The following is a 19,223-nucleotide window of genomic DNA, read 5'->3' as shown; positions in this document are numbered from 1 at the left end:
TAAGAGGGCGACGAATCCTTAGGTTGCAGGGTTTGTTGAAGAAGATGTCTATGAGGGGACTTTCCGTCATTTTCCCGGCACGCGCTGCACACTGCTTTAATTGAAGGTTTCCGATCAGCATCGTACCGATGTGATTCGGGTCATCCGGACTTTTCAGAAGGAGAAGCCATCTTATCAGTATTACCTGATTGGATTGTTAGGAGTGCAAATGAATCTCAACTAGCATGTAACGAAATTATTTTTGGTCGCACTTATATATCAGATTAAACTTGAGCGATCAGCGATGTGCATCAAATTGAGTGAAGGCCCCCCTCAAGACGGGCCACCATCCAGTACCTCAGCCCGGATGCTTTTTTGGTTAAATCCTCTATCATAAAAGTAACAAAAATAAGGAATTCACATAGGAATATTATTTCAGTTGGACAATTTCAATAAAATTTGTCGATTAAAATAAGAATGAGGGATGATTGGATCAATGTTGCTTCGTTTACGCAAATCTTCAATGCAGGCGGCCTGGATGGTGTGGGAAAGAGGGTTCGATTGGATTTCACGCTTTCGCGGCTCGCATACATCGCACTTTGGAATTTGCAAAGTCATGATTAAGAAACACCGAGGGGAGAGTATCGTCTGTGCGGACTCCACGATCATCAATAAAGGCGATCTGGTCGGGGAACTCCATCTCAATAATGAAACGATTCTGACGCTGATCAAATCCGAAGACTCAGACCGCGCGGCGCTCATGACGGCCCGGCTTACACGGAAATCCATGCAGCAGATCAGCGAGGCATTCGCAAGTCAGCCGGAGTTCAGAGAGGTGAAGGCGTTAGTCGGCGTTACGCTGCTTCATCGTGGTTTGATACATGGTCTTGGTTTCGAACAACAACCGATGAAGTCCGATCTGTTCCAACGCATTACAACGGCTTATCTCCGATTATTGTTATCCGTCATGCACCCTGAAGGCAAGAAGCGGATTGGCCGCAAGACCGAAAAATTGATACCGATGATGCTGATTCACTCCCGCAGCTCGCTGAGGAACCGATTTATGACGGTGAAGTGACGGTCCGTTTCAAAGGGGTTATGTCTACCCAAATCAAGCTCCAATTAATTAAAAAAGAAACTAAGAGCGTGGTGAGTAAGTTCCTGGAGGGCGGTATGGAGTTGGAACACAGCGAGTGGAAACCCATACCGCACGGAGGCAACCTATTTTTCATCATGCTCTGTAACAAAGGCGGGATAGGCATTCATGGATAAAATTATGGAATTTTTACAGAACTTTGGAGCGACGGGACTTTTCATTCACGCTATGCTCGATGCGATTATTTTCCCCATCCCGGCGTTCTTCCTGCAGCTTTCTTTAAGCGCGGTGCAACCGGAGTCGGCTTTATGGCTCGCTACGGTTGGCTTTGCAGGAAGTCTGCTTGGGACACCGATCGGTTATGGGATCGGCAAGGTGTCGGGAAAGCATGTTATGGGTGGTGTAATGAAGAAAAAATGGCTGGATTCGGCAAGCGACTTATTTGCCCGCCGCGGCGAGGCCGCAATCCTGATCGGATCGTTCACTCCGATCCCATTTAAAATATTTACGATTTTATCTGGATGCATGAATTATCCATTGTGGAAGCTGCTCAGCTATGCGGCCATTGGCCGGGCGGTGAAGTTTTATGTAGTCGGTTTTCTCTTCTATATATATGGCCGCGCGGCAGAGAATATGGTGAACCAAGTTCTCACGATTACGCTGGTGGGCATTGGTGTTGCGATTGCGGCAATATGGTTCTTGATACGGAAGCTGTGCGAGCGGAGGAAGATAAGGGATGAACATCAACCGATCGAAAAAACAGGGAATGAAGGCGGAAAACAGGATGCAGTGGATAAGGCGAATTGATCAAACGATGTTCTTCTGGTGCAACCAGCGGCTGAGCAGTCGGGCAATGGACCGATTGTTCGGATGGATTACCCATTTGGGCGGAGCTTTGTTTACCATCATTTGCGCCGTGTCCTTGGCATGGTTCGCCGAGGGGGAGTTCAGCAGAATCGGGCTGCAAAGCTTGATCGCACTGGCCGTTAGCCATATCATTGCTGTCCTGATCAAGAGAAAGGTGCGCAGAGACCGGCCTTTCCGCAAGCTGGAGCAGGTGAAGGTAGGCAAATTCCCGTTGAAGGATTATTCCTTCCCATCCGGCCATACTACCGCTATTTTCGCCCTGGTTACACCTTTTATGTTGGCCTCATCGCCGGCAATTATGCTTGTCTTGATTGGTCTGGCCTTGTTGGTGGCCATATCCCGGGTTTATTGGGGCTATCACTATCCGATCGATTGTGTGGCTGGTGGGATGGTCGGATTCCTAACGGCGGTGCTGGTTGTTTTGTTCATGCATAGTTAAATTTCACGAGGGAGGCGATTGTTGATGAATAGCATGAAACGGGAAAAGCTGCTGATTCTGTCCGGTGCGCTCGGGGATGGACATATGCAGGCGGCCAAGGCGATTTTAGAGGCATCGGTGCTGTACAAACAGGGAGTAGAGGTGATCGACTTCATGCAATGGATCCATCCCCGCATGCATGTGGTTGAACGGTATTGCTTCCTGCAATGGGTGAAGCATTTTCCTTCCTCATACGGATATATGTATCAGAAGACCCGGACAGACAGTACACTTACTTTCTTCCTGAAGCATTTTCTCACGACCAGCCTGCAGCGGCTGCTCAAACTTCTGAATGAGGAACAGCCGACGTTGATTGTCAGCACGTTCCCGCTGGCATCAGCCGCCATTTCCTTGCTTAAGGAAAAAGGGATGACGGATCTGCCTGCGGCAACGGTCATTACCGACCATTCCGATCACAGCTATTGGATACATCCGTCTACGGATCTGTATCTGGTTGGCTCCGAAGGCGTGCGTGCAGCTCTGCAGAGAAAAGGCGTTGCTGACCACAAAATCGCTGTAACCGGCATCCCTGTTCGCCCATCCTACAGTCAGCATGACAATAAAGACCGGCTGCGCGAGAAGCAGGCCTTGGCTCTTGACGCCTTTGTCGTGCTGGTGATGGGTGGCGGCTGCGGGATTATCGATAAATCCTTCATCGAGCAAATGCAATCTGACTCTTTTCCCCCTAACGTGCAATTTGTCATCGTATGCGGACGCAATGTGAAGCTGCTGTACCGCCTGCGTGAAGCGTTGGGAGACAGGGATAACGTCATACTGACAGGCTTCCTGGAGGGAATCCATGAATGGATGGCGTCCGCAGACGTATTGATTACCAAGCCGGGCGGACTGACGACCTCCGAAGCGCTGGCGCTCCAGCTTCCCATGCTGCTGCTGGAGCCACGGCTGGGGCAGGAAAAGGATAATGCCGGTTATTTGATTCAAGCGGGAGTAGCGTATCTATGTCAGATTGACAATTTGCAGGATCAGCTTCAGCGGCTGGTTCAACAGCCTTCCCTATTGGAAGAAATGAGGGAGAAGGCAGGGCTGTGCAGACAGCAGGATTCCGCCAGACATGCGGTCATGCAAATTCTGAGCATGCAGAGCGATACACAGGAAGAAAAATGGGTTTGCTCCTTGCAGCAGTATGCTTAAGCTTAATTTTCACTAAGGAGGATAAAGACGTTGCTTGTTAAATATTTGTTGATTGGGCTCATAGGCTTCATCAGTCTGTATATGATAATTCCTAGTTTTCTGCCAAGAATGATCAAATTTGGAGCCTTTCGTAAGGGAACGACCAAGAACCAGGTAGCGTTCACGTTCGACGATGGGCCGCATCCGAGGTATACACCGGAATTATTGGATTTATTGCAGGATTATCAAGTGAAGGCCACATTCTTCGTGCTTGGCTCGCAGGCGGAGCTGCACCCGGATCTGATCAGAAGAATGGATCGTGAAGGTCATCAGATTGGAATCCACAATTACAATCACATCTCCAATTGGCTGATGCTTCCCTGGACGGTGCGGCGTGATCATATGAAACGGACCGCAGATATTATTGAATCCATAATTGGAAAAAGGCCGGATCACTATCGTCCGCCGTGGGGGCTCATGAACGCTTTCGATTTCTTTCATCCCAAATCGTACCGCATTGTACTCTGGTCCTTGAAGGCGGGGGACTGGCGCAGCAGAAGCTGCCGCAAGAAACTGAAGGCAACGCTGCTGAACGGAATTACGGACGGATCTGTTATTTTGCTGCATGACAGCGGAGATTCGCCGGGAGCGGACCGTCACGCGCCATATTTTATGCTTCGGGCTCTGGAGGAAGTACTGCATCAATTACAGGGACGCAACTTGCAATTCGTTCGTCTGGATGAAATGGCTTGACAAAGGAAATGAGGTGACAATAGTGGGACAGGAACCGCAAATTTTAATTTTAACGGCCGATTACGGAGAAGGTCATCATCAGGTGTCCAAGGTGTTGCAGCAAAGCTTGATCCGCAATGGTTATTGCCAGGTGGCGGTTGTCGACTTGTTCCGGGAAGCCTATCCTGTGCTGAACAAAATAATCCGCTATCTGTACCGGCAAAGCCTGTATGCAGCCAGCCTGGGCATTCCCTATTACGGATGGACCTACCATCTGACCAACCAGCTTCCCATGAAGGGAAAGATCGCAGCCTGGATGAACAGTCTTGGCGGCGACAGGCTCAAGAAAATCATCCTCCAGTACCAGCCGGAAGTCATCATTTATACATTCCCGTTCGGCAGCTTGCCAAGCAGCGTGGCATTATCTGCGATCCGTCCCCGGACTGCTGTTGTCATAACGGACTTTGACGTTCACCGAAGATGGCTGTTCGCCAAGCCGGATCATTATTTTGTCCCTGCCAGCGACGTGAAAGAGGCCATGGTCAGGCAGGGCGTCCCCGAGAGTCGTATTACCGTAACCGGAATTCCGGTCAGAGAGTCATTTCATGATGCGGCAATGAGTGGTCCCGGCTCCGTTAAAGAAGCAGATGAGCATGTGATTCTGCTTATGGCTAACGTCTGCGGCACATTGCATTCGCTATCGAGGCTCATCGGGAAGCTGCTGCTCTTGTCAGGCGTCCGCATTCAAGTGATTTGCGGCCGGCAGGAAGGATGGAGACGGAGGCTTGCGGAGAGCTGGGCGGATGATGCAAGAGTGGATGTATTCGGCTTCACCGATCAATTGCATGTTCTGATGAGCAGCGCCTGCTGCGTAGTCACGAAAGCGGGAGGCGTTACACTATCCGAGACGATTCAGGCCGGGGTTCCAATTTTCATCCTAAATCCGTTTCTGGGGCAGGAGAAGGAAAATGCCCTGTATTTGCAGCGCAAAGGAGCGGCAGTCGTGGCCTTTACGATTCATGATCTGGTGTTGCAGATACAAGCGATGATCTCCTCTGAGCAGATCAAGCAGTCGATGATGAACGGGCTGCTCGCAGCAAGGCAGAAAGCGGCTGCGGACCATATTGTCCGGCATTTGTTTCCTGAGGCAAGTCCCTTAAGAAGGAGTGGAATATGATGAGCGGGAGGAGCGCGTTCAAGCTTTCTACTCTGACGCTGTTCACGGTGCTTTTTTGCACAGAGTTTGTCCGAAGCGCTTTCTTGTTCTCGTTCCTGCCGAACTTTGCCGTCAACGAGTCGGGGCAAACCGTTGCTTTGGTCGGTCTTGCCGTCTCGCTTCATTATACAGCCGATACGCTGATTAAATGTGTGGCTGGATATTTGCTGGACAGGTTTTCGCTGCGCTGGCTGCTGCCCGCCACTTTCGTCCTGATGCTGTCCGGACTAGCCGCCGTGTTCTTTAGTCCGTATGCCTGGGGGCTTGTTGCCGGTTCCGTGATGCTTGGGATGGGGGCGTCGCCTATATGGCTCATTTGTCTGGAGAAAGTCCGACTTACGGAGCGGGCGGCCCAGATGGGAGCGATATACACCGTGTGGTTGGCCTGCATCGGTCTGGGGCCGGTCACAATCAATCTCACCTTCGATTATGGCTTCGAACCTGCCTTCCGGCTGATGGTTGCGCTGCTCGCCGTCGGCTGCATCGCATCGTTCGGGATTAACAGAACAACCCCCTTGCATCTCCAGAATGTCAGCTTTGCCGAACAAGCGGCAGGACTGCGAAGAAGGCTCGTTCAGCTGAAATGGCTGCTGCCAGGCATGGTCCTGCAGATGACCGCCGCGGGACTGCTGCTGCCGATACTGCCCGGTTTTGCCGCTGACCAACTCGGTCTGAGCCAGCCGCAATATTCGCTAATGCTCATATTAGGCGGGGCCGGCGCGATGCTGTTTCTTGTCCCGATGGGAAAGCTGGCCGATCGATGGGGGCACAAGCAAATGCTGTTCGCCGGTTTCGTATCGCTTACGGTCGTATTGGCTCTGTTAGTCGTATCCATGCCGCCGCCTGCATTAACGATGCTGTTTGCCTTTATGCTGGGATTGTCTTACTCAGCCGTGCTTCCGGCCTGGAATGCGGTGCTGTCGTACCTTGTTCCGGAGGATCAGAAGGGGACCGGGTGGGGAGTACTCTCCGGGATTGAAGGGCTCGGTATTATGATTGGCCCGGTCATCGGGGGAGGGATAGCCAGCCAGTATACGAATGCCGCTGCCATTAGCATCAGCGCTGCTTTACTGGCGGTTCTTGCACTTTTTTATTTGATTTTGCCGCAAAACAAGCTGGTCTCGACTGGCGGGACTTTGCAGCACAAGAGGGAGAACGCTCATGGACCTGATCGGGTTAGTTGAACCGAGTATGGATACCTGGTCTTGCTCATCGGCTTGCCGCTAGACTTCATCGCGCTCCCCATCCGCCGAGTACACCTGAAATCCAAGCCATCGAAAATCATCACGATACAAGCCTCAGTTCATCTACCTCAGCACAAGAAGCTGGTGAAGGTGCCGATTTTAATTACAATTCTTTAAAGGATTACATTGCCTATGGTCTAACTTATGATAAGAAAGAGGACAGATTTCTCTTCCATGGCAAGCAAGTCAGATTGTTTGTTGATAAGGATATAAAAAATGAAGGTAGATCAAATAACTTTTACTATGATGCTAAAGGAAATCCGATTTCAAAGTGATTAGAGATGATAACAATAAGATAATCAAAATAACGGAAGTTCATGAGAGTGAGTTACAAGCCTTAAATAAAACATTTGGATTTATAATAACTGATGGAAATTTACAGTTTGAATAAGTAGAGTCATTATATAAGCTACTGAAAAAGCCTTAAACCGTAAAAGGTGAAAGAATACCAGTGAAATGATGGTTTTCTTTCACCTTTTTTAATAGACGGATTGTCAAGACAAGTACAACAGTTCCTCCTGTAACGATTCGTGAGAGGACTTCCATCTTAAGTTTTTCGGGGCCAGTTGTTAATCAGGGCGAGAGCTTGTCCCAGATCAGCATCTGTCACCTGAGCGAAGTTATGCCCCTTTGAGATAAATTCACGCTCAAGACTTGGCATTCTCGTTGGAGTCTCGTTGCCAGGATGGGTACGGGTCGGCGAAATAGACGCCCACGCCGTACAGTCGTTCCAACTCTCAGTGACAGGCGAATTCTTTCCCCACGGTCGCGCTCCGAATCGCAGACATCGGATACTGAGCCGCCAATAAGGCAAACGCGATCTTTATCGATAATGCCGTGCGATCGTCATATAATCACTTGGTAAAAACGTGTTTTTGCCACCACGATGTGTCGACGCAAGCTTACTCTATCCTCGGCTGGAAACGACCGTATCCAGCTCCCAGTGACCGAAGGTTTTCCGGCTGTGGATCGTATTGGGACGCTGCAAATCAGGCCTTTCAAATACATAAATAATCAGTCAATTTAAAATGCCGTTGCAACGGAGAAAGTAATCACTATTTATCAAGTTTGTCCCCTATATTGATAATGAAGTAGGTTTAGTTTTTATATCAGCGTAAGTTGAAATAAGAGGTTTCAGAATGAAAAAGACTCCTTGGTATGATGTAAATGGGTCCACGATGCTGGCCAGCGACTGGATCCAAAAACAAACCAAGGAGACTACAAGATGAATTCTACTCAAAATGAACGTATTAATCAAATCACTTCTTCTACCTTAATTATCGGTGTAGACATCGCTAAATTCAAACATGTCGCCCGGGCACAAGACTACCGCGGAGTCGAGTTCGGGAAGGCTATTACGTTTGAGAACGACCGTGAAGGCTTTGAATTGTTCGTTAGCTGGTTCAGAAAGATTGCTACGGAGCAAGGGTTCCAGGACGTCATCGTTGGCATGGAAACAACCGACCACTACTGGTTGAACCTGGCCCATTTTGTGAAAGAACAGCACGTGACCCCTATATCGTGAGTACCATCGGGAAGTTCTCCAGCTACACGATATTCTTCATTCGCGCCATTTCTAATGCTTCTTCACGGTTGTTGACGCCGAGTTTCGAGTAGAGAATCGAGCAGTAATTGCGGATCGTTCCCTCCGATAAAAATAGCTTGGCGGCAATCGATTTGTAGCGCAGACCGCTCGACAGTTGCTCCAGAATCTCCATCTCGCGTTTCGTAAGCCCGTACGGGTAGTTTCCCTGACTTGAACCGATTTTCTCCAACTGCTCACGTTGACGCTTCATCTCTTCGAAGACTCGCGTAGCGACCGATTGGTCAATCCAGGTTCCTCCATTATAAATAAGTTTCAAGGCTTCCTTCATCTCCCGCGGATGAATCGACTTCAGCATGTAGCCTTCTGCCCCGCGCTCCAATGCAGTTGCTGCCTGCGAGGAATCCTTAAACGTTGTCATGAATACAACCTTCATATCAGGCCATCGTTGTTTCATCTCAACTAAAGCTTCAATCCCGCCCATTCCTTGCATACGAATATCCATTAGCACGATATCTGGTTGGGAGCGATCACAATGTTCTAATGCTTCGCGCCCGTCCCTGGCTGTACCAACGACGTTAAAATCAGCATGCTGATCCAAAATTTGCTTCAAGCTGTCGGTAATGATCACCTGGTCATCAACGATCAGCAGGCGGATTGCATCATGTACAGGCTCTGTCTGCAACGGAATATCACATATGACGAAAGTTCCTTGTCCTGACTCGGAATGCACGGACACCGTGCCGTGAAATAGTTCAAGTCGTTCCTTCATTCCATTGAGCCCAGATCCAAATTGGATTTCTTCGATTCCGATGCCGTTATCTTCGATCTGTAATCGAAGCTGCTGACTATTGAAATGTAACTGAACGGATATCATGCTCGCCTTGCCGTGCCGAACCACGTTGGTTAGAGACTCTTGAAGGCAACGATATAAACAATTGTTTATTTTTTGCATAACAAGAGTCTCACTGCCGATCACACGGAATTTGACCGTTATACCTGTTGACTTCATAAAATCTTCAGTTAATTGCCGCAGCGATTCACTTAACGAATGGTTCAACGGAGTATGAGAGAGCTGATGCAGATGCTTTCGGATATCAACCAGACTGTGTTGGGCGATTCCGACAAGTGAATTGATCCTCTCTATTTGCGCATCTGGTACGGACGATCGCAGTGATTCGACGCCGACGATGAGCGAGGTAAGCGTATGGCCAATCGTGTCATTCAGCTCATGTGACAGCCGGCTGCGCTCCTCCATCAGCGTAAGTTCCTCAATCCGCTTAATATGCTGCTCCAGCAACAGCTTTTGTTCTTGAATAATTCGGGCTTGCTTATGGGACTGAATTAAAATATTAAACGCGAAGCCGATGGCAAAACCAAGGCTGCAGCTAACGATAAACTCATACGGGAGACGATCAGCAATCCAACCGTTCAATACCGGGAATACGATTCCGCTAAGGATACCTGTCCACACATAGTTTCTTCGACTGCTCGTCAAGCCGATAGTAATCACGAGTAAAACAAAAGACCAAAGCAATCCCGGGGCTGCGTAAGCTAAATAAAGATAAAAAAAGCCCGTTACCGTGACTTCGATTGTGAGATACCAGTCTTCTTTCCTATAGAGGATGATTAATGGAACGAGATAAACGACGAAAGCGAGAGAAAGTACAACCCAAAGCGACACAACGGTTAATGACGGATCGACAAAACCAGCGCTTGCGATAATGACCAGCCAAAGCGTTCGTATGGCCACAAGTATCCAATCATACCAGACCCTTTTTTTCATTATCGAGAACACGAATTACGCACACCTTCTTATATTTTTTTGCAAATCAAATTCCGAATGATTCAGACCTATCATGCAATATAACTTCCCGATCCGTCAAGCGAAAGAGGGTGGGGTAACGGCGGTTAGAACGTAGCTTAGCAAGCACGTCATATAAGACAGTTGATAGTTTGTCATGCGGTATATGTGACAAGTCCAAGTACGATGTCATCAAAAGCTAGACGGTTTTATCACTGTTCGATTTAACAATATCAGAGGTAAGGTGAGGGGGTAAAGCAGAACAACATTCAAAATAATAGGAGCGATGCGTTATGAAATCATTCACCATTCGAAAAGGAGTTGCACTTACTTTAATAGCTATATTGGCGGGTACAGTGGCCTATGGAACTGTCCACGCAGAGGGTCAGACGGCAACTTATCAAGCTATCAATAAAGCTGCCAATACCGACAATATTTTATCGTCGGAATTCGCAAAAGAACCCAAAAAAGAACTCAACGAGAAAGAAAAGAAAAGAAAGCATCGGGAAGAAGTCAAACGCGTCATGGATCAAGTAGTTACCAACAAAAGAGTTCCAAGTGTCGTGGCAGGCGGGCTACAGGATGGGGAACGCTGGTCCTACGCTACGGGTACAGCCAGTTTCGAAGTACCACGCCCGGTGGAGCCGGATTTTTCATTCCGTATTGGAAGCATCACGAAGACATTCACTGCTACCGTTGTATTGCAGTTGGCTCAGGAGAAAAAATTGAACCTGGATGATTCGGTCGAAAAATGGCTGCCGGGGGTCATAAAGGGTAATGGGTATGACGGCAACAAAATTACGATTCGTCAGTTATTGAACCATACAAGCGGGCTTGCGAGCTATACTGATCTTGATTTTCGAGATATTACCTTGCCTCAAAATCCATTCCGTTACTATTCGTCCGACGAGCTTATCAGCATGGGACTAGCTAAGCCGCCTGTATATGCGCCAGGGAAGGGCTGGAACTATTCGAACATGAATACTATACTAGCCGGTCAAATTATTCAGAAGGTAACAGGAGAGACGTATGCGGAGCAGATCAGGAAACGGTTGATCGAACCGCTCGGGATGACAGGGACATTTGTAATGGAAAATAGTCACGATATTCCAGGTAAGCATGCCACAGGATATAATATGGACAGATCGGGTCATTTGTATGATTTAACAGAGATGAATCAATCATGGGCAAATGCAGCCGGAGATATAGTCTCAACAACCAAAGATTTGACCACCTTCTTCAGTGCGCTGTTGGGCGGAAAGCTTCTAAATCAAGAGATAATGGACCAGATGCTCACGACAGTAGATTCACCTATAGGTAAAGTTGGACTAGGGATTTATGAAATAAAAACAGCTGACGGGCAATCATACTGGGGGCATGCTGGCGGTACTTTCGGATTTGAATCGAGAGCCTTCGGATCTCTAGGCGGGCAGCATATTTTGGTAACGTGCATCAACTCGGTAGCTCCGGAAGTGGAGCCTGCTCACAATAAAATAATCAATAAGGAGTTTGGCCGTTAAGTTTAAAGCCGACATCGCGTCCTTTATTTGAGGGCGGATGTCGGTTTCTGCTGTGATTAACCGTCGTTTCATGCAATCGAGGCACAAATGTCCGCATTCAGAATAAAACGATAGATAAGATTCACGAGGGGCATAACGACGGCGTATTTTATATTCGGTCGGTCAAGCTCTACTATCGACTTCTTTACCACTCCCGCCAACAGATGGTTTACCGCCAAAATCGTAAAATAGGTTAGACGCAAATTCGATATAGAGAATAAGAAGAGATATATGGATTTTTAGAAATACATAGTAGGTATAGACAACGTAATATTACTAACCTACATATTGCACCAGACTACAATTTCTATTTAAAAAAGACTTCAAGGAAAATCAAACATTAAGACTATTGTACAAAAATATCAGAATTTCGTATATGTTATTCCGCTAACGGGATACGTTAGTTCAATGGAACAGCGACAGTCTAGGACATTATTTTCTCGTACTGGTTGTCACTGTTCCAATTTCAAAGTCCGTCTAAAACTTATTTTATGGAGACTAGCGATATGACAATTCGAAAGATGCATGGAATAATGTCGATACAATCGTATGGGACAATATAGGAGATGAATTTGAGGGAAAGAAACTTAATCATTATTCAAAACTTGATCTAACCAGGTGAATATGCGGTGGTTAGCCAATTTTAATGCTCCAAAATTTTCATTTTATCCCTCTGATTTTGTATTTTCGTCTAGTCTATCAGACCTAGGAATATTTTTCTAGGACAAAAGTTTTGGATTCGGTATATAAAAAGCCTTGTCTAGAACGTATGTTCGGAATATAATTTCTACATAATACATCAGGAGGCTACATACATGTCGAAAAAATTAGAAGGTAACGGCTTATGGGAAAGCAGCAGGATTATCATACCAGAACACAAGGAAGCATACTTAAAACTCATGAAAGACCGTCAGCGGAGAGGCAAGCCGGAACTTGACGATCAGGAAGTCCAGTTGATCGAGCAAGCGCTTATAGAGTCCTACAACACACGTCAACCTATAACACTAGTGGTTTTTAGCCCGTTCGATGACGAAGAACTCACAGGTGTAATCACGTCTATAAATACTGCTCGCAGGGAAGTGAAACTGTTTCGTGGCGAGGATGATTTTAGTTGGATCAAGTTGGAGGATATCATTTTCAGCAAGTATCTAGCAAAAATCTAAGGGTAGTAAATATTCTACTGATGTTATTCAACAAACAAGAAATGTCTCAGCTGCCTTATCTACGACAATTCAGCCGAAGTCTTTCTAGGAGCATTTGATGCTAGTGTTTTAGCTGAGCAGATCAATCCTCATATCGCAATCGAAAACTTCCTGATGACGATGCACTACACCCGCATCAAGTTAAAGAAAGAGGCATACAGATTGGTACAAGACTACTATGGGGAAGCCTACTTTTACAGAAAATCCTGATGAGCTCCAACAACATCGCGCTGGACCAAGGTAACTTTTTCTTCACTAACGGTCCATTTGTTGTGCAAAAAATGGACCGCTAGCGAAGAAAGAAATCAATTCAGGTTAATGAAACAATTCTATGAGCTCTTGCTTGTGTACTTGGAAAATTAACAAAAGAGGCAGCGGGATTCCTGTCTCTTTTGTTATTATTCTACGTCTGAGAAAAGCGGAGTGGACAAATAACGCTCACCTGTATCAGGTAATATGACCACGATCGTCTTGCCTTTGTTTTCTGGAAGCTTCGCAATTTGTGTTGCTGCATAAACCGCAGCCCCAGAAGAAATACCAACAAGCAGCCCTTCTGTTTTGGCAAGCAGGCGTGCAGTTTCAAATGCATCTTCGTTTTTAACTTTGAAAACCTCATCCACATATTCTTCATTAAAGTTATTTGGAATGAAACCAGCACCGAGTCCTTGTAGTTGATGTGAACCTGGAGTACCCCCAGACAGCACTGGTGAATCGAACGGTTCGACGGCTATCACTTTTACAGAAGGTTTTCGTTCCTTCAATCCCTGGCCAACGCCCGAAATAGTTCCACCTGTACCTACGCCCGCAATAAAAATATCTACACCGCCATCCGTATCATGCCAGATTTCTACAGCTGTAGTTTTGCGGTGGATTTCTGGATTGGCAGGATTGCTAAACTGCTGTGGTATGAAAGAGTTTGGTGTTTCGGCAGCCAATAGTTCAGCACGCTTGATAGCGCCTTTCATCCCCTCGGATCCCGGTGTTAACACAAGCTCAGCACCGAACGCAGTCAAAAGCTTGCGACGTTCGATACTAAACGTTTCAGGAAGTGTAATTATAAGTTTATATCCAAGAGCCGCAGCTGCAAATGCAAGTCCGATTCCAGTATTTCCACTTGTTGGTTCGATAATAACGGAGTCTTTATTGATTAAGCCTTTCTCCTCAGCGTCTTTAATCATAGCATATCCAATGCGGTCCTTAACGCTACCAGCCGGATTGAAATATTCCAACTTAGCTACCACGTTTGCCTCAATATTTTGGATTTGGCTGTAGTTCAACAGTGCTAGCAAAGGAGTATTTCCAATTAATTCAGTCAACTTTTGGTGAATTTTAGTCAAAATTATCCCTCCAAACAATTAATTCATATCTACTTACTATGACATAGATATTATCACGAATTTTCCTTCATAACCATGTCCTGTTAATTCATAGTGAGGAGCGGGAACGGATGGAACAGTTTAAACCTAAGGTACTACTCATAAAAAAGTAGTCCAAGCTTATTCAGAACCTGAGAGTCATTAAGAATGTATACAGTGTATCCTTTTACCCGCTAACCTAGTGGTCGGCGGATAACGAATTTGTATTTAGTAGAAGGCAAAAAGAGCAGTAAGGAATTAATCCTTCTGCCTCACCGTTAACATACGGGGAGGCGTTTTTGTTTTGGCAAGCTTACGGTGTATCAATTCGCGCCATCAAGTTGCTCTTGCGAGAGCTTACGACTAAATGCCTACAATACGAAGTAATTTATGTTCTTAATAAGGATATCGATACATCATCTAAAAGAATTGTGGCAAAGGTGTCCTCTGCTGTAACACGGAACACTAAATCTCTGGAAACAGTTCCCGAATTTCCTGAGATTGAGAAAGTGCGGGAGGATATGACAGGGGCTGCGCCCTTTCCACTTTTCTTTGGTTTCATTTGAATTAACCCTCTTTCTGTAGACATATTTGCTACACTAGTAGTTTATGAAATATGAATAAGAGTGTTCATAGAGAAGAGAATACAAAAAAGACCGTCTATTGACGGCCTTTTCTATGTTTCGACTCGAAATATATCGTGGAGGCTATCTATGCTATAAAAAGGATAAAATTAAGTAGATCTATGCGAAAAAATAGAAATTATAGGAATACAAGAAAAACGAAATAGCTAAAAACGAAAGAATCAGCGTCGCGGTGCATACCTTTCTTAACAATGTAGTCTCCGAAACGTTACATTTTCTTACAGCAAGATAGGCAGCCGGTACAAAGGCAAGCCCAAGTACCCAGAAAAAGATAATATTGAAATTGAAATTGGACATAGGCTGATAGGGGTCGCCTATCAATTGGATGCTTGAAGCAATGAGATTGACGATCACAAGCAGACCCAGCAAGGGGATTACGGTTACACTGTCAGGCAAGGGAAGCCGCGAAGCACTCTTCTGCTTTCTTGCGTCCTTGAGCTTCCGCAGCCATCCAATAATACCGAAAATAGACCCAAGCGCAAACCAAATACCGCATCCCCCGACCAGAATATAACTGAAGATGGATGTTTGCAGGAAGGATATCGGCAATTGGTCATCGATCACTCCATATGACAACTGCGTCACTTTACCATCGGCATTGGTTAAGAAAAAAAGACGGCTGATGTTTAGGCCCGCGTGATCATAAGGAGTGCTCCCGGGAGTCACGCGTTCAAAAAAATAGGGTTTGGTTTCTACATAATCAACATGAATATTCATGGATGGAATACTCAGAGTGATTCCGCCATTGCCGTTGGCTGTGACCACTTCTTCCGCATTGGATAATACGGGTATAAGCTTCAATATACCAGATGATACTGCGCGAGCAGAACGGTATTTTCCCTCCACATCCGCGCTATGCTTCAACGTGCTGTCCGCTTGCGGAGTAGCGTGGGAACCCCCGACAAACAGGTCAATGAGTTCGCTTCTTGCCCCGGACATTTCATTTTCCACATTAGTCAGAATACTGATCCCAAAGTTTTGATCCGGCACGATAGAGACCAGAGAGGAGAATGAATCTGTATTTCCACCGTGCTCGATAACACGATAATCTCCCGCGAACCGTTCCCAAAAGCCATGGGCATTCCCCGGAAGCTCGGGATAGTGGGTATACGAAGCCTCATGCATTTCTCGCAGGGTTTCATTCTTGTTGAACAGCGAATATTTTAAGGAATGGTCCATGTTCAGATGAGCAAGCATAAAATGAGCCATGTCCTCCGAAGTAATGTTTAACGCACCAGCCGGCACATCATTAAAGAAAACATTCGGCTTTGCAACCCAGTTTCCATCCTTTTTGGAGTAGCCTGTTGCTTTATGTTCGATAACCTCTGGAATAAGATCATACCGTTGTGTAAAGTAAGAATGTTTCATGTCTAGAGGCTCAAATATATGTTTCTGAATATAGGTTTCAAAAGGCATTCCGGATACACGTTCTATAATATAACCGGCCAGGTTGGTCCCATAGTTGGAATAAGCAATCACTGTTCCAGGCTCATAAATCTGTTGAGGCTGGTTTCCGGGTGCGACATGCTCCTTGAGAGGCCTAAGATCAGCAGGATCATGAACCAAAAGTTTTTCCAGGCGCTCCTCAAAACCTGCCGTGTGGCTCATCAGTGATTTCAGGGTAATAGGCTTATCAAAAGAAGGCTTGAGAAAGCCGTCAGGCAAGTATGTGCGGATGTCCGTATTCAAATCCAGCTTTCCTTGCTCAACCAGTTGCATTACTGCCGTCCAGGTGAACAATTTCGATACGGAACCGGCCTCCATATAGGTTGTTTCCGTACTCATGGGTGTTTGTTTCTCGATGTTTGCGTATCCGTAACCTTTTGAAAAAACAATTTTTCCGTCCTTTACTATGGAAACCGCAGCACCAGGAATCGCTGTTCCTATATATTTTTTCATAATTTGATCTGTTCTGTTTTCGATTTCGGAAATCGGGATTCCAGAGGGAGTGGTTGGAACGGACCCAGAAGCATATGCCTGGACCGGGATAAATGCCATCAATGCCAACAGGAACAAAGAGGCAAATCGTTTTTTCAATTTCATATCAAGTCTCCTTTTTGCTGCGCTTGAATCTTTAAGAGCAGTCTGTTTTTTGGAACATTTTTAGTGTAGCAGTCAAGTCTTTCTTATTTCTCTCCTGTTCCTTACTTTTTTCTTTCTCAAATGAAGCTTCAACTCTCAAATGATTTACCGAAAAAAAGCTATATTTACGTTGGTACAGCTTTATATGTATGTTGACAACCTATAAAATAAAGACAAGAAGAATCCTCATAGTTGAAAAAAATAGGAGATGACAATAAATGAAAGCCTGTGAACCTCTGACTATTTCATCTGAAAGCGGATACAATCTTCAAACCGATGAAAGTCTGCCCATTGCCCACGCTTGGAACATGATTGCGCGAGATCATAAGCAAGTGTTTGGCCGCGAGCCATTGCAAACAGAAGTAGAGCCCTCGATCATTATCCGTTATGCACAGGAAGGAGATAGCTGTCCGCATTGGCCAGAGGGCTATTGTCTGCGTTTTGTTGCTGGTAGCAAGGGAACGGTACTCCATATTATTGGCCGTGATGAATTGGGAATTATTTATGGACTGCTTCATTACAGCCGTTTCGCTCTGGGTGTGGAGCCCTTCTGGTTCTGGGCGGAGCTCCTCCCGCCTAAGCGGGATACCATAATAATACCGAGTCAGAATGTTGACAGTATACCGTCCAAGGTCCGGTATCGGGGATGGTTTGTCAATGATGAGGTATGCTTGATTGGCTGGAAAGATGATTATCCACCGACGGAGCAGGTGTGGCAGCCCGTTTTTGAAGCGTTACTGCGCTGTGGTGGAAATATGGTGATTCCCGGAACCGATTTACCACGCACAGGTATCCATCATAAGCTTGCAGCAGACATGGGTTTATGGATCACACATCATCATGCTGAACCGTTGGGGGCGGAGATGTTTTTGCGCGCCTTTCCGGGTAAACAAGCTAGCTACAGAGAGCATCCCGAGTTGTTTGAACAGCTGTGGCAGGAAGCGATTGAACGGCAAAAGGAAGAAAAGATTGTATGGGTATTATCTTTTCGCGGGCAGGGTGACAAGCCTTTTTGGGAAGATGATCCTTCCTTTAATACGCCGGACAAACGCGGACAATTAATCTCGTATGTGGTTCGCAAGCAGTACAATATGATCTGTGAATTTGTGGAGCATCCTGTGTGCTGTATGGCGATGTATGGTGAGATTGCCGAGTTATACAAGCAGGGGCATATGGAAGTACCCGAAGGGGTGATTAAAGTATGGGCGGACAATGGTTACGGTAAAATGGTATCTCGGCGCCATGGGAATCTTAATTATCGTGTACCAGCATTGCCTGAGACGCAGGATGGGGACAAGAATGGAGTATATTACCATGTGACCTTCCACGATTTGCAAGCGTCGAACCATCTTACCCAACTTCCCTCCTCAGCCAGCTTGATTGTAGAGGAATTAACAACAGCGTTTACTTCAGGGGCGGACGAGTACCTGCTGGTCAATTCAGGTAATATTTTGCCGCATGTATATACGCTGGATTTAGTAGCAAATTTATGGATGAAGGGTGAAGTGGATGCTGAAGAGCAGCTTACTGATTTTATTGGACGGCTGTACAGTAGTCAGCTTCAAGAGATTTCCCAATTATACCGGGATTATTCCCGTTGCACTATCGTTTATGGCCCGCATAAGGATGATCGAGCAGGGGAGGAATTCTATCACCATCCAGCTCGGCAAATTATGGGGTATTGGCTACAAGGCAAAGAAGGCAGTGATGAACGGCTGTACTGGGCTACTGGAGAAAGGCCTTTTCCTGAACAAGTTCGCTGGTTCAAGGAAAAAGCCGAGTCGGCAATTCCCGACTGGGTTGAACTGCGAGAGCGGTGTCTACGAATCATGAAGCAGTTGTCTGAAGATGAATGTCGCAGGCTATATAATCAACTGCTTGTGCAGATTGAACTGCATCTAAGTGGTTCACGTGGACTGGCAAGCTTATGTAGCGCTTATGGGCTGTTCCTTGAAAAAGATTATCCACGAGCATTTATACAAGCTTCTCATGCCGTTTGGAGCTACCGGATGGGTAAAGAAGCTTTATCGCTCGCAGGAACTGGAAGATGGGAGCATTTCTACCGGGCAGATTGGTTAACCAATCTGGATAATACTATTTCACATGCGGACACTGTACGGAGATTTCTTCGTCTTCAGGGAGACAGTCCGGATATGTTCCTGTGGTCCAAACAATATTTAATGCCAGAAACAGAGAAATATATCTACCTAGAGAATACGCATCGCAAGCCCCTTCCCGATGATGAGTTGGCACGCAGTCTGGAGAAGGTATTATATTAAGGAAGGCATGTA

At 46.3% G+C, this 19,223-nt stretch carries 15 protein-coding genes and 1 pseudogene; 13 read left to right on the top strand and 3 right to left on the bottom strand.

Annotated elements, in window-relative coordinates:
* The first annotated feature begins 475 nt into the window (after window positions 1–475).
* From MKY98_RS16400 to MKY98_RS16360, 9 genes and pseudogenes are all read left to right on the top strand, one after another.
* The gene (locus MKY98_RS16400; protein WP_049816996.1) at window positions 476–1,057 is read left to right on the top strand and encodes a YkoP family protein; all 582 of its coding nucleotides are present in this window, start codon (window positions 476–478) and stop codon (window positions 1,055–1,057) included.
* 186 nt (window positions 1,058–1,243) lie between these two features.
* Window positions 1,244–1,882, top strand: coding sequence for a YqaA family protein (locus MKY98_RS16395; protein ID WP_370682676.1), 639 nt, complete (start codon window positions 1,244–1,246; stop codon window positions 1,880–1,882).
* Window positions 1,860–2,381, top strand: a complete 522-nt coding sequence (locus MKY98_RS16390) for a phosphatase PAP2 family protein (protein ID WP_039272208.1) — start codon at window positions 1,860–1,862, stop codon at window positions 2,379–2,381. Before MKY98_RS16395 ends, MKY98_RS16390 begins: the two co-directional genes overlap by 23 nt.
* A gap of 24 nt (window positions 2,382–2,405) precedes the next feature.
* A complete protein-coding gene (locus tag MKY98_RS16385; RefSeq protein ID WP_069010542.1) occupies window positions 2,406–3,572 on the top strand; it encodes an MGDG synthase family glycosyltransferase in 1,167 nt (388 codons plus the stop codon).
* 30 nt (window positions 3,573–3,602) lie between these two features.
* Window positions 3,603–4,304 (top strand): polysaccharide deacetylase family protein, encoded by a 702-nt coding sequence (locus MKY98_RS16380; RefSeq protein ID WP_029517702.1) that lies wholly within the window; start codon window positions 3,603–3,605, stop codon window positions 4,302–4,304.
* Window positions 4,305–4,326: 22 nt separating this feature from the next.
* Window positions 4,327–5,460 carry an MGDG synthase family glycosyltransferase gene (locus MKY98_RS16375; RefSeq protein WP_069010543.1) on the top strand — a complete coding sequence of 378 codons (1,134 nt, stop codon included), beginning with the start codon at window positions 4,327–4,329 and terminating at the stop codon, window positions 5,458–5,460.
* Window positions 5,457–6,683 carry an MFS transporter gene (locus MKY98_RS16370; protein WP_069010544.1) on the top strand — a complete coding sequence of 409 codons (1,227 nt, stop codon included), beginning with the start codon at window positions 5,457–5,459 and terminating at the stop codon, window positions 6,681–6,683. Before MKY98_RS16375 ends, MKY98_RS16370 begins: the two co-directional genes overlap by 4 nt.
* Complete coding sequence (locus MKY98_RS16365; protein WP_069010545.1) at window positions 6,680–7,018, top strand: hypothetical protein; 339 nt, start codon at window positions 6,680–6,682, stop codon at window positions 7,016–7,018. The genes MKY98_RS16370 and MKY98_RS16365 overlap by 4 nt, the downstream gene beginning before the upstream one ends.
* 950 nt (window positions 7,019–7,968) lie before the next feature.
* Window positions 7,969–8,253: pseudogene (locus tag MKY98_RS16360) on the top strand (IS110 family transposase); the annotation flags it as partial.
* 37 nt (window positions 8,254–8,290) lie between these two features.
* Here MKY98_RS16360 and MKY98_RS16355 read toward each other — a convergent pair.
* On the bottom strand, window positions 8,291–10,084 hold the full coding sequence (locus MKY98_RS16355; RefSeq protein ID WP_208332684.1) for a response regulator: 1,794 nt from the start codon (window positions 10,082–10,084) through the stop codon (window positions 8,291–8,293).
* A 299-nt stretch (window positions 10,085–10,383) separates the two neighbouring features.
* Between MKY98_RS16355 and MKY98_RS16350 the strand changes: the two genes are divergently transcribed.
* Window positions 10,384–11,610 (top strand): serine hydrolase domain-containing protein, encoded by a 1,227-nt coding sequence (locus MKY98_RS16350; protein WP_069010547.1) that lies wholly within the window; start codon window positions 10,384–10,386, stop codon window positions 11,608–11,610.
* Window positions 11,611–12,464: 854 nt separating this feature from the next.
* The gene (locus tag MKY98_RS16345; RefSeq protein WP_069010548.1) at window positions 12,465–12,812 is read left to right on the top strand and encodes a YolD-like family protein; all 348 of its coding nucleotides are present in this window, start codon (window positions 12,465–12,467) and stop codon (window positions 12,810–12,812) included.
* A gap of 437 nt (window positions 12,813–13,249) precedes the next feature.
* Here the strand turns inward: MKY98_RS16345 and cysK are convergent, their stop codons facing one another.
* On the bottom strand, window positions 13,250–14,188 hold the full coding sequence (cysK, locus tag MKY98_RS16340; RefSeq protein WP_029517693.1) for a cysteine synthase A: 939 nt from the start codon (window positions 14,186–14,188) through the stop codon (window positions 13,250–13,252).
* A gap of 317 nt (window positions 14,189–14,505) precedes the next feature.
* On the opposite strand from cysK, the gene MKY98_RS16335 reads away from it, so the two are divergent.
* Complete coding sequence (locus MKY98_RS16335; RefSeq protein WP_069010549.1) at window positions 14,506–14,772, top strand: hypothetical protein; 267 nt, start codon at window positions 14,506–14,508, stop codon at window positions 14,770–14,772.
* A gap of 177 nt (window positions 14,773–14,949) precedes the next feature.
* Here the strand turns inward: MKY98_RS16335 and MKY98_RS16330 are convergent, their stop codons facing one another.
* A complete protein-coding gene (locus tag MKY98_RS16330; RefSeq protein WP_069010550.1) occupies window positions 14,950–16,893 on the bottom strand; it encodes a serine hydrolase domain-containing protein in 1,944 nt (647 codons plus the stop codon).
* 257 nt (window positions 16,894–17,150) lie between these two features.
* Between MKY98_RS16330 and MKY98_RS16325 the strand changes: the two genes are divergently transcribed.
* Window positions 17,151–19,211: a glycosyl hydrolase 115 family protein gene (locus tag MKY98_RS16325; RefSeq protein ID WP_081317531.1), complete on the top strand. Its 2,061-nt coding sequence runs from the start codon at window positions 17,151–17,153 to the stop codon at window positions 19,209–19,211.
* Window positions 19,212–19,223: the final 12 nt, after the last annotated feature.

This window comes from Paenibacillus sp. FSL M8-0228, assembly GCF_038007385.1.
Classification (GTDB): domain Bacteria; phylum Bacillota; class Bacilli; order Paenibacillales; family Paenibacillaceae; genus Paenibacillus; species Paenibacillus polymyxa_D.
The sequence above is the reverse complement of the archived record's forward strand: the minus strand, read 5'-3'. Positions and strand labels throughout refer to the sequence as shown.